The organism is Rubripirellula reticaptiva, assembly GCF_007860175.1.
Classification (GTDB): domain Bacteria; phylum Planctomycetota; class Planctomycetia; order Pirellulales; family Pirellulaceae; genus Rubripirellula; species Rubripirellula reticaptiva.
Genome location: NZ_SJPX01000001.1, coordinates 1,282,610 through 1,309,410 on the forward strand (window position 1 = coordinate 1,282,610; position 26,801 = coordinate 1,309,410).

The 26,801-nt window shown below is 55.2% G+C and carries 21 protein-coding genes; 12 read left to right on the forward strand and 9 right to left on the reverse strand.

What is annotated here, in order from left to right:
• Positions 1–11: 11 nt before the first annotated feature.
• Entirely contained in the window at positions 12–1,067 is a 1,056-nt protein-coding gene (locus Poly59_RS04560) for a sugar phosphate isomerase/epimerase family protein (RefSeq protein ID WP_146532831.1), read from the forward strand.
• 228 nt (positions 1,068–1,295) lie between these two features.
• A complete protein-coding gene (locus Poly59_RS04565) occupies positions 1,296–2,441 on the forward strand; it encodes a Gfo/Idh/MocA family protein (RefSeq protein ID WP_146532832.1) in 1,146 nt (381 codons plus the stop codon).
• A gap of 65 nt (positions 2,442–2,506) precedes the next feature.
• On the opposite strand, the gene Poly59_RS04570 is transcribed toward Poly59_RS04565, so the two are convergent.
• Complete coding sequence (locus Poly59_RS04570) at positions 2,507–4,321, reverse strand: sensor histidine kinase (protein ID WP_146532833.1); 1,815 nt, start codon at positions 4,319–4,321, stop codon at positions 2,507–2,509.
• Between the two features lie 346 nt (positions 4,322–4,667).
• Between Poly59_RS04570 and Poly59_RS04575 the strand changes: the two genes are divergently transcribed.
• The 4 genes from Poly59_RS04575 (at position 4,668) to Poly59_RS04590 (ending at position 8,905) form a co-directional block, all read left to right on the forward strand.
• On the forward strand, positions 4,668–6,248 hold the full coding sequence (locus Poly59_RS04575; protein WP_146532834.1) for an SHD1 domain-containing protein: 1,581 nt from the start codon (positions 4,668–4,670) through the stop codon (positions 6,246–6,248).
• Positions 6,249–6,346: 98 nt separating this feature from the next.
• On the forward strand, positions 6,347–6,886 hold the full coding sequence (locus Poly59_RS04580) for a GrpB family protein (RefSeq protein WP_146532835.1): 540 nt from the start codon (positions 6,347–6,349) through the stop codon (positions 6,884–6,886).
• Between the two features lie 99 nt (positions 6,887–6,985).
• Positions 6,986–8,611, forward strand: a complete 1,626-nt coding sequence (locus tag Poly59_RS04585; protein WP_146532836.1) for a serine/threonine protein kinase — start codon at positions 6,986–6,988, stop codon at positions 8,609–8,611.
• A gap of 3 nt (positions 8,612–8,614) precedes the next feature.
• Positions 8,615–8,905 (forward strand): hypothetical protein, encoded by a 291-nt coding sequence (locus Poly59_RS04590; RefSeq protein ID WP_146532837.1) that lies wholly within the window; start codon positions 8,615–8,617, stop codon positions 8,903–8,905.
• Between the two features lie 32 nt (positions 8,906–8,937).
• On the opposite strand, the gene Poly59_RS04595 is transcribed toward Poly59_RS04590, so the two are convergent.
• Entirely contained in the window at positions 8,938–9,516 is a 579-nt protein-coding gene (locus tag Poly59_RS04595) for a class I SAM-dependent methyltransferase (RefSeq protein ID WP_246151378.1), read from the reverse strand.
• 80 nt (positions 9,517–9,596) lie between these two features.
• On the opposite strand from Poly59_RS04595, the gene Poly59_RS04600 reads away from it, so the two are divergent.
• Genes Poly59_RS04600 through Poly59_RS04615 form a run of 4 tightly spaced genes read left to right on the forward strand, consistent with a single transcriptional unit; the run spans position 9,597 to position 13,286 of the window.
• Positions 9,597–10,034 carry an ExbD/TolR family protein gene (locus Poly59_RS04600; RefSeq protein ID WP_146532838.1) on the forward strand — a complete coding sequence of 146 codons (438 nt, stop codon included), beginning with the start codon at positions 9,597–9,599 and terminating at the stop codon, positions 10,032–10,034.
• A complete protein-coding gene (locus Poly59_RS04605; RefSeq protein WP_146532839.1) occupies positions 10,031–10,477 on the forward strand; it encodes a biopolymer transporter ExbD in 447 nt (148 codons plus the stop codon). The genes Poly59_RS04600 and Poly59_RS04605 overlap by 4 nt, the downstream gene beginning before the upstream one ends.
• Positions 10,474–12,858, forward strand: coding sequence for a hypothetical protein (locus tag Poly59_RS04610; RefSeq protein ID WP_146532840.1), 2,385 nt, complete (start codon positions 10,474–10,476; stop codon positions 12,856–12,858). Before Poly59_RS04605 ends, Poly59_RS04610 begins: the two co-directional genes overlap by 4 nt.
• Entirely contained in the window at positions 12,855–13,286 is a 432-nt protein-coding gene (locus tag Poly59_RS04615; RefSeq protein WP_146532841.1) for a hypothetical protein, read from the forward strand. The genes Poly59_RS04610 and Poly59_RS04615 overlap by 4 nt, the downstream gene beginning before the upstream one ends.
• Here Poly59_RS04615 and Poly59_RS04620 read toward each other — a convergent pair.
• The 3 genes from Poly59_RS04620 to Poly59_RS04630 all read right to left on the reverse strand — a co-directional run bounded on the left by Poly59_RS04620 (position 13,214) and on the right by Poly59_RS04630 (position 18,736).
• Positions 13,214–14,017 carry a hypothetical protein gene (locus Poly59_RS04620; protein WP_146532842.1) on the reverse strand — a complete coding sequence of 268 codons (804 nt, stop codon included), beginning with the start codon at positions 14,015–14,017 and terminating at the stop codon, positions 13,214–13,216. The genes Poly59_RS04615 and Poly59_RS04620 overlap by 73 nt on opposite strands.
• Before the next feature lie 32 nt (positions 14,018–14,049).
• On the reverse strand, positions 14,050–17,607 hold the full coding sequence (locus Poly59_RS04625; RefSeq protein ID WP_146532843.1) for a hypothetical protein: 3,558 nt from the start codon (positions 17,605–17,607) through the stop codon (positions 14,050–14,052).
• A 232-nt stretch (positions 17,608–17,839) separates the two neighbouring features.
• Complete coding sequence (locus tag Poly59_RS04630) at positions 17,840–18,736, reverse strand: ribonuclease H-like domain-containing protein (protein ID WP_146532844.1); 897 nt, start codon at positions 18,734–18,736, stop codon at positions 17,840–17,842.
• A gap of 126 nt (positions 18,737–18,862) precedes the next feature.
• Between Poly59_RS04630 and pepT the strand changes: the two genes are divergently transcribed.
• A complete protein-coding gene (pepT, locus tag Poly59_RS04635) occupies positions 18,863–20,140 on the forward strand; it encodes a peptidase T (protein ID WP_146532845.1) in 1,278 nt (425 codons plus the stop codon).
• An 18-nt stretch (positions 20,141–20,158) separates the two neighbouring features.
• On the opposite strand, the gene Poly59_RS04640 is transcribed toward pepT, so the two are convergent.
• From Poly59_RS04640 to Poly59_RS04655, 4 genes are read right to left on the reverse strand one after another with little or no spacing between them, the layout of a single operon-like run.
• On the reverse strand, positions 20,159–21,535 hold the full coding sequence (locus tag Poly59_RS04640; protein WP_146532846.1) for an NAD(P)(+) transhydrogenase (Re/Si-specific) subunit beta: 1,377 nt from the start codon (positions 21,533–21,535) through the stop codon (positions 20,159–20,161).
• Positions 21,532–21,831 (reverse strand): NAD(P) transhydrogenase subunit alpha, encoded by a 300-nt coding sequence (locus tag Poly59_RS04645; protein WP_146532847.1) that lies wholly within the window; start codon positions 21,829–21,831, stop codon positions 21,532–21,534. Before Poly59_RS04645 ends, Poly59_RS04640 begins: the two co-directional genes overlap by 4 nt.
• Positions 21,832–21,834: 3 nt before the next feature.
• A complete protein-coding gene (locus Poly59_RS04650; protein WP_146532848.1) occupies positions 21,835–22,971 on the reverse strand; it encodes a Re/Si-specific NAD(P)(+) transhydrogenase subunit alpha in 1,137 nt (378 codons plus the stop codon).
• 8 nt (positions 22,972–22,979) lie between these two features.
• Entirely contained in the window at positions 22,980–23,756 is a 777-nt protein-coding gene (locus Poly59_RS04655; protein ID WP_146532849.1) for a sugar phosphate isomerase/epimerase family protein, read from the reverse strand.
• 60 nt (positions 23,757–23,816) lie between these two features.
• On the opposite strand from Poly59_RS04655, the gene Poly59_RS04660 reads away from it, so the two are divergent.
• Entirely contained in the window at positions 23,817–26,792 is a 2,976-nt protein-coding gene (locus Poly59_RS04660; RefSeq protein WP_146532850.1) for a hypothetical protein, read from the forward strand.
• Positions 26,793–26,801: the final 9 nt, after the last annotated feature.

Genomic DNA, 26,801 nt, shown 5'->3' on the forward strand with positions numbered 1-26,801 from the left:
ACGCCAGACTCATGACGAATCATCCCAACCAATTTCCGAAACTTCACAACGCGGCTTGGCCGGGCGTCGTCGGCAAGGGCGGCGAGGGAGACGATCCCTGCATTCCCCTGGACGACATGTTGGACATGACCGCCGCGGCCGAAGTCGATGGGCGTAAGTTCGATGGCGTCGATATTTTCTTGTTCGATCCACACGTTTCGATTGATGCGACCGATGCAGAACTGGAAGACCTAGCCGATCGTGTTCGTAGCCGTGGTTTGGTCATTGGAAGTGTTGTCGCGCCCGTTTGGGGGCCAACCGGCGGTGGTTCGGCAGCCGGCGGTCCTGATGACGTCGAAGCTTTCTTGACCCAAGTACGTAAAGGTTGCACGATCGCAAAGAAACTTCGCGAGCTTGGCGTTCGACCGTACGGCGTCGTTCGACTCGACACGGCGACTTCGGTCGACGAGTGGGTCAAGGATCCAGACAAGAACCAATCCAAGATTGCCGATACCTTAAAAGCGGCCTGCGATATCGCCGAAGAGTACGACGAACGATTGGCTGCCGAAGGCGAGATTTGTTGGGGCGGAATGCAGTCGTGGCGCAAGATGGTTGACTTGCTAGAACGAGTTGGCCACCCCGAACGATTTGGGTTCCAAGCTGACATGGCCCACACGCTTTTGTATTTGCTGGGATACAACGCGCCCGAAGATGCAATCCTGCCACAGGACTTTGATTGGAATGACAAAGCCAAGAAAGCCGCGGCACTGAAAGAACTGACCCACGCGCTACGTCCTTGGACCATTGACTTTCACGTTGCCCAAAACGATGCAACCGTTCACGGGACCGGATCACACGACAAAACCGGTCGTCACTGTTTGCCCAATGACCCGAACGGCAAGTTGGACATTGCCACCGATGCCGGGCACTGGTTGCGCGACGAGCATGGCGATGTGCTTACGACTTGTCGGCACATTTGTTGGGATGGTTGCATGTTCCCCAACGACGTGATGAAAAAGCCTGACACTTGGAACAGCATTCTCTCGGCGATGTTGTCCGTCCAAGACGCCCATGGATGGAACGAGTAGGCTGGCAAGTTTTGCCGCTGTCGATGCTTGTCGAATACGATGAGCGTGAAGCTTGTGTCCGGCATCAGCACGAACGACTGGACCAGCGACTTTAGCGATGTGACGAAGCGAACTCACATCAACACAAATATCAGCTCCTTTTAAGAAATAACTGCATTCCTGCTTTCACCAGATGTGGGCGAATTGCCGGGATGCTTTCCAACGCATTAGCGACGAGAATTGAGATCGATGGCTTTAAAACCACTTAACATTGGCTTGGTCGGTTACGGCTTCATGGGCCGAACGCATACCAACGGCTACAAGCGAGTTAACGACTTTTTTCCAGAACTGAAGCATCGCCCGGTGCTGAAAGCCGTTTGCGGACGCAGCCCCGAGAAGGTTCAAGCGTTTGCGGATCAGTGGCAATACGAGTCGGTCGAATCCGATTGGAAGGCGTTGATTGCTCGCCCCGATATCGACGCGATCGACATTTGCACGCCCAATAATTCGCACGCCGAAATCGCAATTGCCGCCGCTGAAGCGGGCAAGATGATCCTTTGCGAAAAGCCACTTGCACTGAATCCTGAGGAAGGCGAGCGGATGTGTGCGGCTGTTGAAAAAGCCGGCGTTGCGAACACCGTTTGGTACAACTATCGGCGCGTTCCAGCAGTGACGATGGCCAAGCAATTGATCGACGAAGGCAAGCTTGGAAAAATCTATCACTATCGCGCCAATTTCTTGCAAGACTGGACGATCAACGAAGACTTGCCACAAGGCGGCGAAGCACTATGGCGTTTGGACGCCGCGGCTGCTGGATCGGGCGTGACCGGTGACCTGTTGGCTCACTGCATCGACACGGCATTGTGGTTGAACGGGTCCATCAAGGACGTCACCGCGATGACCGAGACATTCGTCAAGGAGCGGATGCACACCGAGACTGGCAAGAAAGAAAAAGTAACGATCGACGACGCTTGCGCTTTCATGTGTCACTTTGAAAATGGATCACTCGGCCTGTTCGAGTCGACACGTTACGCTCGCGGTCACAAGGCACTTTACACGTTGGAAATCAACGGTCACGACGCGTCGATTCGTTGGGACCTGCACGACTTGCATCGTTTGGAATACTTCGACAACAGTGACGAAGGTCGACTTCGCGGTTGGCGTTCGATTCACGTGTCGGATCACTCTGGCGACCAACCGTACATGGACAAGTGGTGGGTGCCCGGTTTGCAGATCGGATACGAGCACACCTTCGTGCACCAAGTCGCCGATTTTATCTCGTCGATCGACAATAATACGGCGATGCACCCAAATTTTCGTGACGCGTTGGAAACCCAACAAGTCTGTGAAGCGGTGCTTGAAAGTGCCAAGGTCGGCACCTGGAAAAACGTCTAACGAGCGTCAGTTTGGAATCGGATCACTCGGCCGCAAAGCCGAGTGATCGGAAGTTTCATGCGCGTCTACGCGACTTCCGCGGGTGCGTTTGTTTCCGCCAAACGCCGCTCCGAAAGACGCCAAGGCAGGGTCACCCAGAACGAACTGCCACGGCCAAGTTCGCTTTGGAAGTCGATTTCGCCACCGAGTAATTTGGCCAGCTCTTTCACAATCGACAGGCCAAGGCCCGTGCCAGCATATTCGCGGGTCAGACCTTCGCCGTCGAGCACCTTGCTGCTTTGGCGGAACTTTTCAAAGATGATCGGTTGGTCTTCGATCGCGATTCCGACCCCGGTGTCCGTGACTTCCAAGCGAAATCGACCATTGGCTAGGTCTGCCACCGATACCGTGATCATGCCGCCCTCGGGGGTGAACTTGATTGCGTTGGACAGCAAGTTGTTGATGATTTGCCCCAGTTTGTTGGGATCCTGATGAGCCATCGGTAGATCATCCGGGACGACCAGCGACAAGGAGATGTTTTTGTCTTCGCTAAGCGACTGAATCATGTCGCACTGCGCTGAAACCAGTCGTCCCAAGTTGAAGTCGCTGTGTTTGACTTCCATTTTTCCCGCTTCAACTTTTGCCAAGTCCAGGATGTCGTTGATCATCTCAAGCAGCAGTCGGCCGCTCTTTTGGATGTTGGACGCGTAACGACGTTGCTTGTCGCTTAGTGCATCGATGCCCTGCAGCACTTCTGAGAAACCGATGATGCTATTGAGCGGCGTGCGTAGCTCGTGGCTCATGTTGGCCAAGAAGTCGCTCTTCAAACGGTTGGCTTCATAGAGCTGCAAGTTGAGCTGGGCCAGTTGGTCGACGCGTGCATCGAGTTCTTTGTTGACCTCTTGGATTTGGTCTTGGGTCTCGGTCAAGTGGCGAAGCATTCGGTTGAACGCGTCAGCTAGTTCACGAAATTCGTCCTCGGTTTCGATGACAGCACGTTGGTTGGTGTCACCATGCGTGATCGCATCGCTGACGTCTCGCAGGTGGTACATCGGATACAAGACCAAGTGCCGGAGAATCCAGTGCAGGAAGAACAGCGTCACCGCAATGATCAGCATGCAAAGCGACACAACGATCGCGCGAATCATCGTGGTTTGTTGCTGCGTCTGCTCGTAAGGCATCGTGACTTTCATGACACGAAACGGATACTGCAACGCAAGCTTGGCGGGCGACTCGTTATTGTCGAGCGAAAATGTGCCCGGCATCGAATGACACTGCATGCACTCGTGAGTGGAAAAAATCGGCGTGTAGTAGGCGTATCGGCCGTCGACCGGGCCGACGTCTTCAAAGATTTGTGGCGTCATCGAGTTCAAACTTAGCCCAATCGGGCTCATCGGCTCGTTTGCACCTAAATCCATTGGGCGAGAAACGTCGGGTCGGTCGATGGCGATTTGAACCGCAAGACGGGCACGGAATCGGGCCTCGAGATCTTCCAGCCTCGCAACCTCGGCGGGATCTTGAGGCAGTTCGATTGACGGCAAGTTTTCATATTTGACGGAATCCTTCAGTCCAAGGATTTCATACTCGATGCTCGATTCGAGCGTCTCGTATTCGTCGTCTAGCAAAATGTCGCGAAGACCGGCCAGCACTTCTCGCTTCATTCCGACTTGTTCGGGTGATTGGTCGGATGACCAGATGGCATCGCTGTGTAGTCGCTCGACTTCAGCGGCATAGAAGTCGCGAGCTCGAGTTCGAGTCGTGTTCTTCACCAGCTTCTGGCCCAGGATTTCGATCACCAAGAACGCACCAAACATCAATACCATCAGCGCCGATCCGAAGAACAGAAGGCACTTCCGTTCTAGGCTCATCGAGGCAAACAGGCCTTGAAGTAGACGAATCATGGGGCAGTTGAGTTGGTTACGGGTGGGAGGGCGAGTGGATCCGATTGATCAATTCTCGCCATTTTCGGCATCGTGCCATCGCCGTGCTTGGGAGTTTGACGGAATCTGGCTTTTATTGGCACCCGAATAATTGCCTCATGATCGGTAAAATCGAACCTCTGCGCCTATCTATCGCATTTTATCTGTCTTCGCTTCTTGTCGCTGGTTTTCCCCATAACTAGCATAGAGTGGTACGTGAGCACCGAATTTTCGGAAATTTCCCACCCGATCCTGGCGATACGGCCTGATCCGTCGCGACGCCGACCAGCAATCCACAGCCCGACTGTGGAGGAGTCATATCAAACCCATGAATCGCACGATTCGACATTTGTTCCAATGGTCCCTCGTCTGTACGCTAATCATGATGCTAAGCGCCAGCCCGGTTTCGGCTGGTTGGTTGTTGCACCATATGAAATGCAAGCGGGCTTCGGCTTGTTGCGTTCCCGCCGAGGTTTGTCCGCCTGTTACCGACGACTGCTGTTCGTCGGCACCTGTGGTTAGCGCTCCAATCTGCGCCGCTCCGCTAACGCCGGCACCGGTTTACGAAGCACCGATCTACACGACTCCGATGGTCGACTATTCGATGATTGGTGGATCGGTTGATTCAGGTTGCGCGTGCGATTCAGCACCGATCGAAATGGGCACCCCCATCGACATGGGAATGCCCATTGAATCCCACGCTCCGACGGGCGAACAGATCATTGACGATCAAGTGATTGAGACACCAATGAACAGCGGTGAAACGGCCATTGAACCTTATGAAGTTTCGGAGCCTGTCGAGTCCAACGTGACTGAGTCGGCACCGGCTGCACCAGCGGTTGAAGAGTCTGCACCAATCACTTCGCCTTCGGACGCTGCAGCACCGGCGGACGCTGCACAACCCGCGGCGCCTCAAGAGTCGGTTCCGGAACCAGCAACCGAAGAACCTAGTTTGTTTGATGTACCATCGGAAGAGCCGGCTGCGGCTGAAGCTCCGGCCGAAGCCGATGTCTTTGGTGGCGAAATGGAAGAGTCTGCAAGCGAACCGGCCGCAGCACCAGCCGACGATTTGTTCGGTGAACCCGCAGCACCAGCCGACGCTGGCGATGACTTGTTCGGTAGCCCAGCCGAAAGTGCAGCACCCGAAGCGGCACCAGCCGAAGCACCCGTAGACGACTTGTTTGGCAGCCCCGCAGAAAACGCCGCGCCTGCTGATGCACCAATGGATGACTTGTTCGGTGCTCCCGGCGAAGATGCTGCACCGGCCGATGCCGGCGACGATTTGTTCGGTAACCCACCGGCAAGCGATGCTGCACCCGCCGACGAACCGTCGGTCGACGATTTGTTTGGTGATAGCACATCCATGGAAGAAACTCCCGTGACGGACTCGCCAGCCGCTGATGCTGTCGAGGACGATATCTTTGGTAGCGAGCAGCCTGCCGGCTCTCCGGCAACGGAGGAAAAAGCGAAAAGTGTGATCGACGATCTGTTCGGCGACGCTTCTGACGAAAAGTCTGAAGAGATCAGCGAGTCAACTCGCAACGTGATCGAAGATTTGTTTGGTGCGAATGGCCATACCGAAGACAACGGTTTCGTTGCCGAACTGCCTGCTCCTGTGGCGGTTCCCGAATCCTCGAAGTCAAGTTCGTTGCAGATCGTTTCGAACGTGAAAGAGTCGAACGATCCGATCGCAAAGGCACACGTTCGTACTTGGATCGATAACACAGGATCTTTCCATGTCGATGGTAAGTTGATTCAAATCAACGAAGACAATGTTCGCTTGATGAAGTCCAACGGGCACACCTGCACCGTACCAAACAACCGTTTGTGCGAAGCAGACGCAGCCTATGTTGCCGCCATTCAGAGCGAGATCGCAGCAGCTCGGATCGCTATGTTGACCAGCAACTAGATCTGGCTTGACGATCGTGAAACAATGAACCGAGTCCGACTGTAATGGTTGGGCTCGGTTTTTTCGTTTGAGCACCATTCGCTAGCGGGATTTTTACGATGCTTGATGAACCGGTTCGTTTGATGCACTACGACCCTCGGTGGCGGCAAGAGTTCCAGCAGACTCGCAGCAGTATCCTGGCGAGCTGCGAAGGTTGGGTGAATTCTGTCGAGCACATTGGCAGCACGGCGATTTCGGGGCTTATCGCCCGGCCGACGATCGACGTGATTGCGTTGGTGCCGAATGACGAAGCGATCCAGCCAGCTCGCCAATTGATCGAAGGTTTGAACTTTCGAATCGAACCGACGGCTTCGTGGGCGACAGACGTGATGACGTTGGAAAAGCCTCGGGCGGCGTCGCCAGGGATGGATCCGACTCATCGGGTAATGTTGGTGGTTCAGGGGGCCCCAGTTGCGATTCGAACGGTTCGGTTTCGCGATTATTTGCGCAGCCGACCGGAAGTTGCGATCCGGTGGGAGGAGTTCAAGGTCGCTGCTTGGCGAGACAGTGATGGTGACTTTTTGAGGTACGAGTCCGAAAAATCGGTTTTCATCGCCCACCTGGAAGACCAAATGGACGCGGCCTCCGATTGCAAGTGATCGTCGAAGAAGCTTTTTTGGCAAACAAGATGAACGAATCCTGTGACATGGATATACTGACGCGTTCACCTATTCTGTTCTTCGGTATTGTTTCGCCTTATGCCTCGCAGCCGTCTCGGACCACTGGCGATCGAATCGAAGCTTGGCGATCATCCGTCCCAGAGCCGTGTGTGGCGTGCCATCCACGTTCAATTGAAAAAGGCGGTCGCAGTCAAAGTCTTTGACGCTCCGTTTGGAGGCACGCCCGAAGCACGTGCGGCATTTGCCGTTGAATGGGAACAACTGAAAAAGTTGCAGCATCCCGCGATCGCAAAGTGTTATGGCGGTGGTTTCGAAGAGACCGATGCGTATCTTGCCCACGAACTAGTCGAAGGCGAAACGCTGACGCTGCAGTTAGAGCGACGGGGGCGATTGTCGTGGGAGTCGGTTCTCGACCTGGCCGAACCGCTTGCCGAGGCGCTCAAGTATTTGCACAGCAAGTCGATTGTTCACGGTCGAATGGATCCAGACAAAATTCTGTTTGCTGGCTTAAGTCCGGTGTTGATTGATGTCCGTATCAATCACAACCATTCACCATTTCGTTCCAATCGACCGCCGACCGCAAACGAGCTGGCATTGCGGGCGCCGGAGCTGGTAAGCGATCCCATGGCCGCGTCACCACTGACTGATTTGTACGGGCTTGGTGCAATTCTTTACCTTGCACTGACCGGTCGCCCCCCCGCGACCGGAACCACGATCGAAGCAGTTACCCATTCGGTCATTCACGAGGTGCCTCCGTCGCCGGCTTCGCTGGTGATGGATTGTCCGGTCTGGCTGGACAAGCAAGTCATGCATTTGTTGCAAAAGGATCCTGCCGCTCGCCCACCAAGTGCCGCTGCGGTTCTTTTGGGGTTGGCCGAAGTCCGTCGTCGATCGATGTCACGATCGGGTGTTGCCGAACATGCATCGGCAGGATTCAGCGCGCTGGCGGTCACCGATCAACGTGATCGCGACGTCGCTCGCAAATTGCTTGGTCGTGACGCGATTGGTCTTGATGAAAAGGTCGTTGACGAAACGGCCTGGCACGACCGCCCGTTAATCCTGATCGGAGGCTTGGTCGCGGCGGTTGCGTTGTTTGCTTATCTGCTGTGGCCGCTCAGCGAAGACCAGATGCGGCGCCGCGCCGAAGACTTGTTGGTCCAGCAATCTCGGACCGCCATGAACCAAGCCAAGTCGTCGTACTTGGAACCGATGCTGCAAAAATTCCCTGACGGGAAGCACGTCGATTGGGTCAAAGAGCAGATCGATCGCGTCGACATGTATCAGGCCGAGCACGCGCTCGAGGTTAAACTGAAACGCAATCTTCCGCTGCAAAACGAAGCCGAGCGACTATATGCCGAAGCAAGTCAGTACGAACGGTTCGGCGATGCCGCCACGGCGCTAGACCAGTACCGTTCGATGCAAACCTTGTTGGGTGACGATCCGCAATATCGACCGTTCGTTAACTTAGCGCGTCGCCGGATCGCAAGGATTGAATACGAAGGCGTCGATGCGGACGAAGCGACTCAAATGATCCGCGAAAAATTGAATGAAGCCGACGAATTGATGCGCGACGGAAAGGTCGTCTCGGCACGCAAGATTTGGTATAGCATCGTTGAACTTTACGGCAACAACGACAACGTGGCACCGCTCGTTGAAAAAGCGCAGTCACAACTCGCCGGAAACGCCACACTCACGGACAACTAAGTGATGGACCACGACAGCGAAGCACCGATCGAAGCGCGGTTGGTCAAACAGTCGCCCAACTCTGCGGACTATCACATTCCGGAAACGAAGTTCCTGGACAATAAATGGGCGGTGATTGCGATCCTGTTCGCGGTCACTGGATTCTTAGGCATACCGCTGCTGTGGATGAATCAGAGTTTCAACTCTGCCGAGCGAATTTTTTGGGCGGTGGTGGTCACAATTTACACCGTGTTATTGATCGGCGGTGCCGTTGCCGTTTGCATGTGGAGTTACCGCCAAATCATGGGTGTTTGATCTTCACAATTGGCATCGGCAGCTAGCACGCTTTATCGCACGCACCGATACACAAATGCCGGCGGCAAGTTCTTCCAGACGGTGTGGCTGCGCTCGACATGCGGAAACGTTTTTCGTAGTCGCCGCGAAAAACGCATTCCCGCGGGCAGCACGACTCCTTGCCAGTACGCGAACGTGGCGAATTGGCCGCCGGGCGACAGCACGCCCAGCATCGCATCCATGATCTCGGTTTGCAGCGAGTCCGAGAACGACGCCCACGGTAATCCGCAAATGATCGCGTCGACTTTGGGCATGGATTCTCGTTGGCACAATTCGGCGACGTTGGCCACACTGTCTTCGTAAACCGTGACACCAGGGCACCGCTGGCGAGTTCGCTCCGCTAGATCCGGTGACCGTTCAATGGCAAAGAATTTAGCGTCGGCGTGTTTTCGCTTCAGGGCGGCTTCGGTAAACACGCCGGTGCCGGGGCCGAACTCGACAATGTTGCGGGCCCTGTCCCAGTCGAACCACTGGACCATCGCCTCGACCAGTCCGGGGCTGCTAGGTGCAATCGCGCCCACCTGAGTCGGATTGCGCAGGAAGTTTTTTAGAAACGTGACGCTGTCGGCCATGATGAATTTCGCAATCGAGTCGATGGAGAACCCTGCCAAGGGTATCGGATAAAGAGGTGCTTGTGAGCTACCATGGGAGCATGCGAGTTCCTCAATCCCACGGCTACGGTTCGAATCGTCGGACGCCCGTCGGCGCCAACATGACGCCGATGATCGATGTTGTATTTCTGCTTATCATTTTCTTTCTGGTTTCCAGCCACTTGGCTCGGCAAGAAAATCATTTGCCGCTGGAATTGCCGGTTGCGTCCAGTTTCGACCCGATGGACCTCGAAAAGAGTCCTTTGACAATCAGTGTCGACGGGAAGGCTCAAATCCTTATTTCGGGAAAGATCGTGGCGGCAACGCAACTAGAGCCTGTGTTTGCGGATTTGATTCGTCGTAGCGGCGCAGATGCCGCGATTCGGATTCGCTGTGAAGGAGCCGTCCAGTACCAGTACGTCGAGCCCATTTTGCGTCAGGCAGCCCTTGCGGGCATCACCGATGCGGCCATCGCCGTTCGCGAGGAGTCAGCGAAGTGAAGATTCCAACGGGCATTTATCACGAGTCGATGGAGCTGAAGATGACGCCGATGATCGACGTCGTTTTCTTGTTGCTGGTTTTTTTTGTATGGACCAGCAGCTTTGAACTGCCTGAATTTGATCTGCCCAGCTCGATTGCTCAGCCACCCGCCGGCGGCAGCGAGGTGCAAAACGCAACTGCGCCGGCCGAGGCGTTCGACGAAATCGTGATTCGGCTTTCGATCCAGGATGCCGCGTTAGTGATTGACTTTGGTGGGGAATCGATGGGCAGTGTCGAAGGCTTGCGTGAGCGTTTGACTCAGATTTTGGCGCTGGGGGTCCAGCCGCCTGTCATCATTGATCCCGCTAACAACGTCACCATGAACGACGCCGTGCGAGTCTACGATGCGGCGCGAGATGCGGGTGCCGACCGAGTCCTCTTTGCTGCGGACCCCGCGTCATGATCTCTCCTTCGCGCCTACTGAAGAAACGCTGGTTTGTGGCCGGCTTGTTGATAGCGTTATCGTCAGTCTCTTCAGCCTCGTCATCTTATGGCGAAGTGCCCGTGCTGCGACAGACCGACAGCGCCGCGTCCGACCTGATCGCCGCGTTGGTGCGGGCAGGCCGATTTACGGATGCCGAATCGGTTTGCCATGATACGACGGCCGCGAATCTGGATCCGATGAGTGATCAAGCGGCAAAGCGTGTGATCCGGCTGTCACAGATTTCGACCGCGCGGCAATTTGCATCCGGCCATTTTGACGATGCTGCGACGTTGGCTGCTAGCGATCTTGTCACTGAAATGTTGCATTCGTATCCGGAGCATCCTCGCCGGCTGTTTTTGAAATCACAGTCCCTTGCCGTTCGCCGCGAGGCGGCTCGCTTTGCGGTACTTGCCGCGGTCGTGTCGGCGGATTCGGCCAATCAGTTAGCGGCGAGTGAGAGTCTGCTACGAGCAACCTTGGCGTCGCGCGAGCTGGCAAATGAGATCGCCGACGAGCGGACTCGTTTGCAAACTCAGCGCGGCCCAGAAGTCCTCGGAACGCTTGCGGACCTGCTTCGGCTAGAGCAAGAATCACTGGTCGAATCAGTTTCGCTCGCCTTGATGCAAACAGATCTCTTATCGGCCGATCCAGACATTGCACCCGAGCCCGATGGGATCGGCGCGGCTACCCAAGCCGAACAAGCTGCGGATCAAGTCTTGATGAAACTGCCGTCCGGGTCAACGGCGCGGCATGAGATCGAGAGATTGAAAACGGAAGCCATTCTGCGTGCTGGAGACCGACCGCGAGCAGCAGAAAGCTACGCTTCGCTTGCGAAATCTCTGTCCAAACCGTATTCCGCCACCATGTTGGCATTGGGCGTACGAATCAACATGGCGAGCGGTAGACTTCGCGAAGCGGGCAAGACGCTCGATACCTTCTATGGCGATGATCCTGATACGGCACCATTTTCGGTCGAGATGGACCTGGTGCGGCTAAAGTATCTGTTGGCGAACTCTGCGGCGAACGACGCGACTACCGATACATCAGTCGTCGTTCGCTGGATCGAAACGATCGGACGCCGAAATGGTGCCTACGCAACTCGCCGCGCCGAAGCGATTTCGTTGTCGCGATTGCAATCCGGCGGTGTTGTTCGGGACGTAGACGCAGCGCTGGTAGCGGCACAAGGACGTGATTGGCTAAGACGGGGTGACGCCGCTCGCGCCGCTGAACTTTTGGCTGCTGCAGCCGCCGCGGATGCGGATCCCGACCGAGCAATTCGGCATGCTGTCGAAGCAGCCGCGGCTTGGTCGTCGCTGGAGGATTTTGAAAGTGCGGCGGCAATTTTGGCGTCCACAACGTTTGGTCATCCATCCGGAAGCGATGCGGCCAGAATCCATTTGCAATCGATTCTGCTGCATGCAAAAGCAGGCAACGGCCAGGTCGCTGGAAATCGCGACACCTTAAAGTCGTTGCTTCGTAATCATTTGCAGCGATGGCCAAAGTCGTCAACGGCCTCCGGTGCAACCGAGTGGCTCGTTAAAATTTTGACGGCAGAAGGCGACTTGGTGGCTGCCGCAGAAGCCGGGAGTTCTGCCGAGGCTTGGCAAGCCGCCTATCTAGCCAGTGCGCCACGTGAGAGTGCGAAATTTCAGTCGCGTCTTCAAAAGGCGAGCCGTTCACTGGCGGCCGACTCAGCCTCATACTCAGTTTATGCACAGACCGTTGCAACGATTGCTGATCGCGATCAGTTGCCGAAGTCGTTGGAATCAGATTCCGATGGTTTTTTTACAGCGGTAATCCAGGCACGTCGGACAGGCGTGATTGATCCATCGCTGCCGACGCCGCCGAGCGGTTTGTCCGCGGTCGCGGTCGATGCGCTTCGAAAGCGAATGATGGCGGACGGCCGCGAGAGTCCGTCGCTGCGAAAGTCGATCGCCGCGTGGCTTGACCGTTGGTCGGGCGACGCCGATGACCCAATCGGAAGCGCAGAAAGACGGTTATGGTCCGGCATGCCAGACGAAGCGATCAGAATCATCGAGACTTTCCTGGCTCAGTCCCCAAAGGCGATCGACCGAGTCGAGCGGGCTGCCGTTATGCTGAGCCAGTCGAGCGACCGCCGGGCGCAAGAGGTTGCGGTTGAGTACTTCGACTCGATCGCCGCCGGAGTTGCCCAAGCCAGCGTGCCATGGCACGAGGCAAAGATTTCAGCGATCGAGTTGTTGCGTAGGATGAACAGAATGGAAGAATCAAGCCGCCGAGCCCAGTACATACTGCTGACGGTGCAGGAAATTGATGCGCCGACCAAGAGGCGATATCAAGAACTTGCGAAATCAAACGCAACCGATCGCGAGTCGAAATGAACGCTGATTCCGCAATGGGTAACCGGTTCGTGGTGCTACACCATCACATAGGCCCAGGATTCCAGCGAGTTTCCGATGATCATTTTGACTGGATGTTTGAACGCGGCGGATCACTTCGGACATGGGCCACTCCGGTTATCGACGATGTCAATGATGCCTTCACTTTAAATTGTGAACCGCTTGCCGATCACCGAATTGAGTACTTGAATTACGAAGGTCCCGTCAGCGGCCATCGGGGCAACGTCACACGCGTTGTCGCTGGAACGTTTAAGGTGATCGATGAATGGCCTAGCCGGTTTTTGGTTCAGGTGAATGTCGAACTGGGCGATCTGTTTGATAAGGCCACGCTCGTTTTTCAGCGAACGAGTCTGGATTTCGATCGTGGCTTTGATGTTAGCCGAGCCGACTGGACGTTGTCGTTTTCGTGAGGTCGGTACGATACGAATTGATGCACCGGACCTCGCGGGACAAAGGTTTTGTGAGCAAGTTGCCCTGTATGGCCTGCCAGCAGGACGGCGCCGTCATAGGTGATCAACGACTCGACAACGACGGGGCTTAGGGCATACCGGGGGTCATCGCTGGGGACGGTTACTAGCGCGATTGGACCTGTGTCCGTCATGTCCCAGCGGACATCGATGTCACCGCGAGCAGCTTCTTTGCTGATCCCAGTCAGAAATTTGGTCAGCGGCAATCGCAACGCGCCAGCGCGAAGATTCTGGACACGAAAGGCTAACATGTTGGGTTGTTCGGTCATCTCCACAATGAACTCGCAGGACACGATTGTGTCGATGTGACGATTCTTGTAGCGAACCGCTGCTTGGACTTTTTCGTTTTCGATGATGATCCTTGGTTCGCTAGCGCCAAGGGCGGCAAGTCGTGGAAACTTCTGGGGCAGTTCCTCGATCAGCCATGCATTGATCTGTTCGTCGCTAAACGCTGCTCGCCATGAACCTAGCTTGGCAGCGTTGGTTTGAAGCTGTTGGACTTCCGCTTGCAACCGACGACTAGCTTCGGCAGTTGTGACCGAATGGTTGTTCGATGCTCGAGTGTAAAACTCAGGAACGTATTGTGATTGTTGGACCGCCCACCAAGCGACCGATCCGCTGATCACCATGATGGCGATGACAGCAAGGGAAATTCGTTTGATCCAATTTCGCATCACAATCCTTCAAGCAAAGGGAGGATTAGAATCTAGAACCTAAGCGGTCGCGGTAGCCAACTTCGTACTCGGTCAGCAACCCCAGGCACACTTTCTTGTTCAGCGGCGGACTTATCCGACGCCGCAATTTCGGTCGTCGGCTCGGCTAACAAGAACTGTGCCCAATGATTTTGCAGTAAGCGTGCGGATGGCGTCAAATTTCCTCGCTGCAATCCTTGCACCGCCAAAAATGCTTGACTTTGGATTTGGACGCGTTCTTTCGATGTCGGAAATCGATCATGAAGTCGAACGTCATCAATCCATACTCTACCACCCGAGAGACTGTCGATCGTCAAACGCAACGACTCCGTTTTTTCTACGTCAATCGAAAGGGCTTCCAACACGATTCCTCGTGATTCCCATTTTCCGTTGCAGGGAACACTGACGTCGGCACTCTGCCGAATCGGTGCTCCGCTTTGAGTCGCTTCGATTGAAACTCGTAAATGATGTACGTCACCATCGCGTTTCAATTCGCCCCGGCAGGCCATCGAGACCGCCAGTTGCCCGCTTTGCGGCGGCGTCACTGTTTCGCTGACGAGCCACGTTCGCGTGGAAACAGCTGCGTCGGTAGTCAGTAAAACGGATTGGCTTCCTTCGAAACACTCTCCTCTTTCGACTCGAACACACTGAGGTGGATGCTGGGCGTGTAGCCATCCGATCAATCCCATGCCGCCGGTTTGTTCAAAGCCGCCGTTGGCTAGACCGTCGTAGGCTGGCGGCGTGCTCAGCATACCGATCCGCTGCACAACCGAAGTGACCTGTTCTTTAATCTTGTCTGTGGTCGCGGATCCACCGCTTGCGACCGCATTCCAACTGCCAAAATTTTTAGCCGACCCTCGACAACGCAGCAACGAAACGCTGCCGGGTTCCAAGGTAAGTTGCTGACCGATTCCGGACAACTGACTAGGTGATGGCGATGCCGTTGACGTATCCGTTTGATTAATCGTCGACAGTGGGGCGTTGCGGAGGCTAGCTTCGCCGCTAATGACTTCCCACCTAGCGCCGGTCGGAGATTGGAATGTGACCAGTGATTTCCACGGCGCCATGCTAGAAATCGAAGCAAAAGTGTATTGGTCGTTTGTCGCCAAATGGACATGCACGGATTGTGATGCTTGATCGATCGGTTCGATGTTTAGCGGACCATTGGTCGGCGTCAATGCAAAAGCGTCAAGGACTTGGGCAAGTCGCGGAACGATGGCGGCAGCTGTTAGCGGTAGGTCGACGAATAGGCATGGAGGGGCCATTTGATCGATGATTCGAGCAGCGTCGAGATCAAGATGGCTGCATAAATGAACCGGCGAATCGGGGGCATCGGTCTGGCCGATCGCTGCGGAAATTATATGTTCAGGCGTTGACTGTCGGACCGATGAAAGCCGTTGAGCAAGCATCGACTGCATCGACAGTCCTTCGCGGATTTGGTGCACAAACGACTGGATCGCTATGGCATCCTGGGCTGTGTCAGGTACGGATTTTTGGTCACCGGTGGCAACGCGACTGTGCGGTTGATGGGCCGGGGCTTGAACGAATACCTTGAGTTTTGTAGACGATTGATCTTGAGCCGCCGCGATCAGATCAGAAATCTGCTCCGATGCAATTGGTTGTTCACTCTGTGGAGTTGCTGCATCAATGACAAGTCCCGAAAATGATGGGGCGGGCAGGCATACTGCTAGTAGATGATGCGCAATCGCACTGCTTTCTCGCGACAGAAGTGCGGTTGGGTTCGAAGACCGTGGGTTGAAGAAGGCCGGATCGATGCTGACCATCGCGTGCTTGCGTTGTTTGGTCAACACTTGAAAGAAGGTCGCTAGTCGGTTGATGTCCGCACCATCATTCCACGCGGGGACTAAAAGATCGCCACTGTCGAACCACGATCGATTCGCGTTGCATGCGGGGATCAAGATGGTGTTGATGTTATGAATGCTGGCATAGTCTGCCAAGCGTTCAGTCGCGATCCAGGTCCGGTAGATCGCTCGCGTTTGTGGGCTGCATGACGTAATCGCGTCATAGAGGTGAATGTCGCCCGAGAGAGCCTCGACCCAATCTAGGTCGCCTAGCCGAAGCACGACATCGCGTTGTTTGTCAGCGTCGGATTTTGCTTGCACCAATCGTTTGGGGCCTGCATCAATGCGGATCGACTCGAATCGGACGGGCTTATTGTTGCTGAGGTTAGTCAGCCAAATTTGATCGTTCCCGCTGGGGTAGTAGATGAACGTGTGGGTTTTCCAACGCCCATTCCCACTTTGTTCGTTGGATTTGTCAGGTTCAATCAAAGCACGATCGTCTGGGCCAATAATGAACGATACCGGGCAACCGCTTCGGTTTTCACCTGCTGCGACATCAACTTGCAGCAATCCATCCAGATCGTTGGGGTAACGCAGCGTGACCTTGTGCGGCAAATGTGAGACCATGACCGGCAGCGACGCTTGGAAAACGTGTTGCGGGTTGAGTACCGAAATGGACTCATTTGCATGCTTGCTGGTCGCCAAGTCTCCCGAAACGCCGCTGACACCAGGAATCAACCGCGTCGCTTGTTTCGGTAGCCATTGATCAACTGACCAAGTCGTTTCGGACGGGCGGATTACGTTGACCGTGTTCCAATTCGATTCGCTTTCCAAATCGGGGGCGACTCTCGACGACATCACAACCAGCGTGGTGCGGTTGGACGCGATCACGGGTTCCCGGCGGCGTAGTCGCGACCACAGTTTGTCCTGATCGGTCTCGATCTCGCATCGAAACTCGTAGACACCTTCATCATGAAGCACGTTGTCGTCGATCGTAATCGTTGGTGAGTTACCATTGGCATCTAGCGTGACGGGTTTTTGGCCCGAGTGAATCGTTTGTCCGCGAGACACTTCGTAGAAACCGTACTTCATCAATACCGTGGACGAAGCGCGGCCTGGAATTGAGTTGATGCGAACCGACAAATCGATGGGCTGATCGGGGACGCAGATGGAGTGTTTTTCGCCGACGCGAATTCGAACGGAGTCCGTTTCAAGTCGCTGGATCGTCCAAGTGGGTGAACTGGAATCTTTGTTGGGTGACTCAAACGCCGCGCCGGTGGTTAGTTTCTTGACTGCGATTTCGAGAACTTCATCGTGGTTTTGGTCCGACGATCGATTCTCGGGGTTGCGGCTTCGTAACCGCAGGATTCCGTTTTCCGAACATCTCAATCGAAACAGGATCGCACCGGCTGTCATCGGTTGATACGGTTCTAAACGCACACTGGTTTGGTCGGACGATCGAGTCAATTCGCCTGACAGTCGCGTTAATTGCGAGTCGGGGCGAACACTCAGAATTTTTCCATTGGCTGAATCGACGGCGGTGGCTTCCAAGTCCCAGTGAATTGGATTGGGTGATTTCCACTGCCATCGCAATTCAATGTCGATGATATCATCGTGCGAGGTGGTCTCGATTAGCGGAGCCTGTGCAAAGCTGTGACTCGAGCCAAGAATTAAGCCGACAATAAGGTGAAAAACAACGAGAGCCTGAGCCGCCACCGTTACGCGGTGCGGCATCGACGACGAGTGGCGAAGACTTCCTTGTCCAGCCATCAGAGTCCAGTCCGTAGTTCCAAGGGCAGATGTGATCCAAGTCCGCTTGCCGCAAAATTGACAGTATGACTGCCGAGGCGGCTGGGATATGATCGCGACCGTACCTACCGCGGATCTCTTATGTAAAGAGAGAACCGGCAGAATGGGAAAGATGCGGGGGGCAAGCAACCGTCCGTGCACCGCTTGCACAGGCTTGATTAAAACCGCTTGCGCAGGCCGGATCGAGCAAGATCTAGGCTTGGTCCTCGGCGTCAACGGTGCCGCCGGCTTCATTCACATCCTGTACATCCGCAGTCGCCTCCGTCTCAGCGTCGGTTTCTTCCACAATCCAAGGATTCTTCCACTCGCTCCAGTGCGAGAGGTAGACCTGATAGGCCTCGCAATCGTCGGCGCGTTCTTCAATCCACTTCTTTCCCTCGGCGACCAACTCGATCTCTTGGTCTAGCGTGATGTGCCCCGTCAGAACTCGGGTTCGCAAAAAGACGAAGTATGTGTCAAGCACATCGCAGCGGCAGTAGTCACTGATCGCCTTCTTTTTTCCATCGTTGTATTGTTGTTGCACTTGTTCGCCCGTCAGATCGACCTTGCCGGGTTTGCCAAGCATTTGCGAAATCAAATTCAGTCCTCCGTTGCAACGTGCGGCTCCAAAATTTGTCAGTACGTCCTGCAGGTCCAAGTGGGCGGTCGTATTGAATCGATTGCGTGGCGACTTGTAGCCTTCGCCGCGGAACCACTTTGGCAGCGATACGCCAAAACGGTACGCCGCAAGTTCCATCAACGGTACGTCGAACGATCGACCATTGAATGTTACCCAAGTCGGATACTTGTAGGCTTCCCAGCCTCGCCAGAAATGCTGAGTAATGACGTGCGGTCTGAACTCGGGTTCATCCAGTGAAACTAAATCCACCAGCCGAAAATCCATGGCGACTTTGGCGACGACTACCGCGACCGGCACCTGGAACGTATGGGGAATGAAGGTCGTTCCCTTGGTTTCCATAAGCTCATCTTGATACGTCTCGATCGCCTCCATCGGCGTGTAATTTTGGCCCGGATAACGAACCTTCGAGACGAGTTCGCCATCGGCAACACTTTCAACATCGAAGACCAGATAGGAAACTTGATCGGCCATCGGCAGTTGCTTTTGGGTTGCTTGATTGCGGCGGGTGGGTGCCTACGAACTTCGTTCTATGAAACAATGTACCTATTCCTTGACATTGATCGAACGTCCTCACCCCAAGTTTGCCCAAAATCTGCCATGACCGCTGAAAAAAAAACTCACGAGCGTTCTGTCACGCTCGTCAATCGCGACCGCTTGTTGGAGCGTTTTCTGCGTTATGTGCAAATTGACACGACCGCAAATCCAGACACAGACCAATATCCAAGTTCGCCCGGCCAGCGTTTACTGGGATCGCAACTTTGCAAAGAATTAGCTGCCATGTCGATTACCGATGCGGTTCAAGACGACCATGCGCTAGTGTGGGGGACCGTGCCAGCAAGTGATGGTGGAAACAGTCCTACCGTGGCACTGGTCGCTCACTTGGATACTTCGCCCGAATCGCCCGGCGCAGGCGTCAAGCCACAGGTCATCGACGCGTATGCAGGAGGTGACATTCCTTTGCCTGCTGGAGGCCAAATCTCGGTTGCCTCGTCGCCATCGCTTCTAGAGCTGATTGGCAAAACGTTGGTCACCACCGATGGATCGACATTGCTTGGCGGCGATGACAAAGCAGGTGTCGCCATCATCATGGAGCTAGCGCAAACATTGATCGAGAATCCGCATTTGCTGCATGGACCCGTGCGGTTGCTGTTCACCTGTGACGAAGAGATCGGACGGGGAACCGACAAAATCGATCTTCGGCAAGTGGATGCCATGGTCGCCTACACGATCGATGGTGGCGGTTCGTCGATGATCGATGTTGAAACGTTTTCAGCCGACGCGGCCACCGTGCGTTTCATAGGGCATAACATTCACCCATCGATCGGTAAGGGACGAATGGTCAACGCGATACGGGCAGCCTGTGATTTTGTTGCCGCGCTACCACGCGAAACTTGCACGCCTGAAACAACCGAAGATCGCGAAGGATTCATTCACGCGCATTCGATCGGCGGTGGTGTGGGTGAAGCAAGTGTTGAAATGATTTTGCGATCATTCGACAGCGAAGACTTGAAACGGTACACGCAGCAAATTGAAACGCTCGCGAACAAGATCGCCGACCAAACACCGGGGATGAAAGTCGAAGTGTCTGTTCGTCGTCAGTACCGGAACCTGCGTGAAGGGCTCGAAGAACTTCCCGAGTCGGTGTCATTTGCCGAAGAGGCGTTCGTGCGACTGGGGCGGACACCCTCGCGAATGATCATTCGCGGAGGCACCGACGGCAGCCAACTGACCGAAAAAGGTTTGCCAACGCCAAATCTGTCGAGCGGTCAACACAACATTCACGCCGTGACCGAGTTTGCATGTCTGGATGAAATGGCAGAAGCCGTCGAGCACCTGATTGAGATGTTGTCGCTGTGGAGTAAGCAAAAAATCTAGGCAGATTGTTCGGGTTTGCTAAGACTTGAATTCGGCGATCACGCTGGCCAGCGACGCTTTGGCGTCACCGAATAGCATTCGCGTGTTTTGGCCAAAGAACAGCGGGTTGTCGACGCCGGAAAATCCGGACGCCATTGATCGTTTCAAGACAAAGACCGTCCGCGCGTAATCCACATTGATGATCGGCATGCCGTAGATCGGGCTGTTTTCATCTTCGCGAGCGGCCGGGTTAACGACGTCGTTGGCGCCGATGACAATCGCGACGTCAACGTTTTCGATCCGTCGGTTGATGTCTTCCATTTCGACCAATTGATCGTACGGTACGTTGGCTTCGGCAAGCAGCACGTTCATATGACCGGGCATTCGGCCGGCGACCGGGTGAATCGCGTACGAGACCTCGGCACCGTTGGCTTCCAATAGTTCGCCAAGTTCACGAACGACGTGTTGTGCTTGGGCGACCGCCATTCCGTAGCCCGGAACCATCACGACCGACGAAGCGGCTTCCAAAATCAAGAAAGCGTCGTCGGCGGTGATCGGTTTCACTTCGCCTTCGACTTTGGTGGCCGCGCCGGTGGCTGTGAATCCCGAGAACAGCACGTGCGAAAGCGAGCGGTTCATGGCTCGGCACATGATGTTCGTCAAAATGATTCCCGCGGCACCGACCAGGGCGCCCGCGACGATTAGGATCGTGTTGTTGATCGCGAAACCTGCCGCGCACGCCGCCAAGCCCGAGTAACTGTTCAGCAGTGAAATCACCACGGGCATATCGGCGCCACCGATCGGGATCACCGCTAGCACACCCAGCACCAATGACAGCAGGATCACCGCACTGACCATCGGCCCGGTCCAGCCAGGCAGGATGACCATGACCACACTGCAAACGACCAAAGCAGCCAATACCAACAAACTGACAAACTGTTGACCAGCGAATGCACCGGCGCCACTGCCAAGTCGTTCGGACAGTTTCGCCCATGCGACCAGACTGCCCGTGAAGGTGACTCCGCCAATTAGGATCGACAACACGATGGTCACCATCGTGAATGCTGATAATCCGCCAAACCCGCCACCTGGTGAATAGAGTGCTGCCCATCCCACTAGCAGTGACGCGATGCCGCCCGATCCGTTAAACAGGGCAACCATTTCGGGCATGCCTGTCATTTCAACTCGGCGGGCCGTAACCGCACCAATGATCGAACCAAGTACCATCGCCACGGCGATCCAGCGGTAGTCGACGATTTCCAGCGACAGCATGGTCACGATCACGGCGATCAACATCGCGATCGACGAGATCAAGTTGCCACCGACCGCCGTGGCGGGCGATCCGAGACGCTTGAGTCCGTAAATGAACATCGCCGCAGTGACGATGTAGACGCCGCCGATGATTTCAGGATTCATGATTTCTCCTTTGGCGAATTGTCTTTTTTCTTGAACATCGACAGCATTCGGTCGGTCACCATGTAGCCACCGACCACGTTTACCATCGCAAAGAAAACCGCAATCGCACCCAGCCAAGTTGCCCACGGCCCAAGGTCAGCACCGGCCGCCAGAATGGCGCCGACAATTGTGATGCCCGAGATCGCATTGGCCCCTGACATCAGCGGCGTGTGCAACGTGGACGGTACTTTGGATATCAATTCGAAACCCAAAAAAACCGACAACATCAAGATGAAGCCGAGATACACCATGTCCATGTTTTAGGACTCCATTTTCGCTTTGACGGATTCGTTGACGATGTTGCGATCGCGAGTGATCACGGCGGCCCGGATGATTTCGTTTTCCGGATCAAGCGACAGAACTTTGGTTTCAGCGTTCCAGAATTCTTCGATGAAATTGACCAGGTTATTCGAGTACATTTCGCTAGCGTTGCGGCTGACCTCGGAAGGCAAGTTTCCAATGCCAATGATTTTAACGCCGCCGATGTCGACAATTTGGTCTAGCACCGATCCTTCGACATTGCCACCGGTTTCGACAGCCATGTCGACGATCACGCTGCCTGGTTGCATCGCCTGGATCATGTCGGCCGTGATGATACGGGGCGCGGGGCGGCCGAACAATTGTGCAGTGGTGATGACGACGTCGGATGCCGCAATGATTGCTTTTTGCCCTTCGCGTTGCAGTTCGACTTGTTCGGGTGTTAGGGCTTTGGCGTAGCCCTGCTCGGTTTGCCCGACTTCGCCCAAATCAATTTCGACGAACTTTGCACCAAGCGATCGAACTTGTTCAGCCACGACGGGCCGAGTGTCGAACGCTTCGACTCGCGCCCCCAAACGTTTGGCGGTTGCGATCGCTTGTAGACCGGCCACACCGGCGCCAATGATGAAGACTCGCGCCGGTCGAATGGTTCCCGATGGTGTCATCATCATCGGAAAAACTTTGGGGCAATGGTACGCGGCTTGGATCACTGTCACGTACCCGGCCAAGTTGGCTTGCGACGAAAGCGCATCCATCTTCTGAGCAATCGTTGATCGCGGAATCATCTCCATCGATACCGCAGTGACGCCTTGGTTGGACATCGCCGTGATCAAGTCGGGCTCGTTGTACGGATCAAGAAAACTGACGTGGACGGCACCGTCTTTAAGCGAGGCGATTTCGTCGGTCGCCGGTTTCCGAACTCGCAGCACGAGGTCTGAATGACTCAGAAGGTCATGTCGATCGGCAACGATGGTCGCGCCAGCTTCGGTATAGGATGGATCGTCGAAACCCGATTCGACGCCAGCACCGGATTCAATGCTAACAAGGAATCCTTGGCTTATTAGTTTCTTCGCGTTTGCGGGGACCATGGCGGTCCTGCGTTCGCCCGGCCATGTTTCCTTGGGGACACCGATTCGCATGTTGTGACTCACAGGTTCTTGAGGTACTCGACGCTTTGACGAAGTTCGCCGATGGTTGAATCGGCTCGGCCAACCACGTAGCGACCACGATAACGGTTTTCTTCTAGCAAGCCGATCAGGTTGGGAAAGTCCGCGATCCCTTGTCCCAGTGGAACTGAGATCCCACGACCGGCTGCCAAGTCGATCACTCCATCGACTGCACAAACCAATTGGACTCGTTCACGCAATGCCTTGACTGCGTCGGGAACCGAAAAACGATTGACGATCAACTGGCCCGGGTTCAGCGCGACCGCCACGTAACCGTCGACACACGTGTCGAGCAATTTGGACAGTGTTTCGCCGGATTCGGTTCCGGTTTCGGCAGCAAAGAATGCTCCGACGCGAGCCCCATGTCGGCCCAGATCGTCCATCACTTCGCGCAGTGTCGTGTACCGCGGATCGTCTTCCGATTCGGGCACCATCCCGATCGCGTTGACCAGAACGGGTGCACCCAGCTTATATGCTAGCAACATCGCCGACTTGGTGGCATCGATGCGTCGGTCAAGATTTTCGAGGCTATCAAAGCCCCTTTGGGTCGGAAAACGCAATGAAGATACCTTCAAGTTGAGGTCCTCCAGCGTTTTACGCAACTGACGGAGCCCGGTGTCCGACAATTGAGAAGGGTGGATCCCGCTGCGCGCGTCTAATTCGATCGCTCGGACCCCTAATTGAGACGCCTGTTCGAGCGATTGACGTAGCGGCAGCCGCATCGAATCGGTTCGGATCGCCACATTCAGTTCGGCCATTTTGCCACTTTGTCGCTTGAAATCATTCGTTTTTTCATTTTTGTCATCGCATCACCACCAATGGGTGACTCTCGTCCCATGATCGGTACCGGCATCGCTGACATCTTACGTGTCGCTCAACGAATCTCCTACATGGTCGCATCCGGCTTAGGCTCGCATTTGCGCCGTTCCGGATTGCGCTGTGCCGATTTTCGTGGTGCGGGATTGCATGGTAATGGGCGGCGGCTGGTTTTCAACGGCGCGTTCCGGGTTGCCAGCCTGTCATTGTTGTTTGCGTTGCTAGGGGTTTGTTTCAGTGTCGCTGATGATGACTCCAACGAATCCGCCGCAGTCGCGATTACTGAACTAAAGAGTTTCGTATGGGATTTTAGTCGAAAAGATGACCAGGGTTTCGATGGTGAACCCGATGGCTGGAAGCGTGCCACCGGCGACTCGTATCCCAGTTACGTTCAGTACCAGATCGTCGCTCGCGATCCAGACTTCGAACGCAACATGTTGAAGATCGACTCGTCAACACTGCGCCCGTGGCTGAAACTGCGATCACAATTTCCTAGTCTGCCGGCATTGCCACCGTCGATAGCCGACATGACGGTCGATCGCTTTGTCAGGATCGAGCTAGACGGTGGCCAGTTCACCGCCCAATCGCCTTCGATCGAAGCGAGTCGTATGTACCAGTATCGGTTTTCAGCTGACATCATGACCAAGGGGTTGCGGCACGATACGGCACGAGCGGAACTGGTTTTCTTGGATGAAAGCAACCAGGAACTCGCTCGGCATTCAACCGTTCCGCGCGGGGGCACGTCGGATTGGACATCCTGCCAAGTCGAATTAGTTCGTCCCCCGGTCGGCGCCAAATCGATGATGATTCGTATCATGGTTCAACGCAGCGAAGACGGTTTGGAAGACATCCGAGGTACAATTGGTTTTGACAATCTGCGGATCGAACAGTATCCGCAACTGCAGGTCGTCACGGATCAGACGCGCGGCGTCTACCGCGTTGGTCAGCCGATCACGACGACCGCCAAGATCATGGGACTGCCCGCGGGTGCGTCGCAAATCCAGTTCCGTCTGCTCGACCATGACAATCGGGAACTGGCTAGCGAATTGCTGTCAGTCAATCACCGTGGCGACCCTGTCAGTAAGGACTCGGCGAGCAAGGATTCCGCAGGAGTTCTCGCCGAAACAGCGCCTCGTTCCGTTGATTCGGACGTCACTTGGCAGCTTCCGCACGTGGACGTTGGTTTCTATCGCGTGGCTGCGTCCATCGTTGGAAAACGAGCGTCAACGTTGTCGACCGATGTGACATTCGTCGTGATCGATGATCTGGTCGGTGGCCCGCCGCACGGCCCGTTCGGTTGGACGTTGCCGCGAGGATCTTCGCAGGTGCCGGCTCGGGAATTAGGGCCATGGTTGTCTAGTCTTGGCGTGGCATGGGTCAAGTATCCGTGTTGGTTCTCGCCAACCGATACGGTCGCTGCCGAAGAGACCGCTGCGCTTTTGACTCGCTTTCAAGACAACGGTTTGCAAACAGTCGGAATGTTGGATTTGCCACCCGAGTCCCAAATTGCAAAGTACAACTTGCGTGGTCGTCGTGATTTGGTCGCAGCGCAGTTGTTTCGGGACGTCGCTACCTGGCAACCACTGCTTGAACCATTGATGACGCGATTGACATTGAAGGTTCGCACTTGGCAACTAGGTGCTGACCGTGACCACAGTTTCTTGGGGCGTCCACGACTGCGCGATTCAATCAACGCGATCTCGACCGGACTGCAAGGTTTTGGGCAACCGATTGACGTTGCCATTTCATGGCCTTGGCTCGAGGAAGAACTCGACGAGAGCGAAACGTCGTGGCAAGCGATCTGTCGCAGCAGTGATCCATCGCTCGCGGCGCACGAACTCGATGCGTTTTTAGGATTAGAGGAATCACATTCGCGTGGCAGCGGGCCGCGAACTTGGTTGCTGCTCGATCCGATCGAAAAGAGTCGCTATGACCGTGATTCTCGCATCCGTGATCTTGTGCTTCGTATGGCCACCGTTCGCGGGCACCGTGTACAAGCAGCATTCGTCAGTGATCCCCATAGCGAAGAGAACGGCTTGCTTCGTCCGGGTGGCCGTCCCGATGAATTGCTTTTGCCTTGGCGAACGACATCGCGGTTGATTGGCAATTTACGAAAGACGGGTTCGTTACAACTGCAAAGCGGGGCCCAGAACACGGTCTTCGTTGGCGGTGATCGTGCCGTTTTGATGTTGTGGTCGGCCGAACCAACGGAAGAAAAAATCTACTTGGGTGACAACGTTCAAATGGTCGACGTGTGGGGGCGAGTCACCGAACTGCCGGTTCATCCAGACCCTGTGCAACCGAGCCAGCATATTTCGATCGGCCCAGTGCCTATCTTCATCGTTGGCGCTGATCCATCGCTTCTGTTATTTCGCATGTCAGTTGCGCTTCAACCGACCCAGCTCGACAGTTTGTTAGGGCTGGTTCAGCCGCTACGTGTCAAATTCACCAATCCAACTCGCGAGAGTATGGTTGGCACAGTGCGAATTCTGACGCCGCCGTCTTGGGCGATTACCACTCCGATTCGCAACTGGGAAATGCTTAGCGGTCGCTCGACTAGCGAGCCCTTTGAGGTCGTACTCAGTAACGTTGCGAAGATCGGCACCTACGATGTACCGCTTCAATTTGAATTGGAAACCGTACCACCCAAGCTGATCACGGTTCATCGCAGCCTCATCGTCGGCCCCGAAGGATTGGATATCAAGATTTTGACTCGATTGCTTCGCGGCAACGAACTTCGGGTGCAAATTGAGATCACCAATCGCTCGAATCGAACTCAGTCGTACGACTGTCTACTTTTCCCGCCGCCGGGGCGACAGTACCAGCGTCGCTTCGTCACGATCGAACCCGGCGAAACAACTCGCCGTGAAATCTTCTGGCCGAACGGCGGCGAATTGGTCGGCAAGCGAATGCTTTTGCGAGCAGTCGAACAAGACGGCAGCCGGGTGTTGAACTATCCCATCGACGTGACCCGCTGATCGTACCAT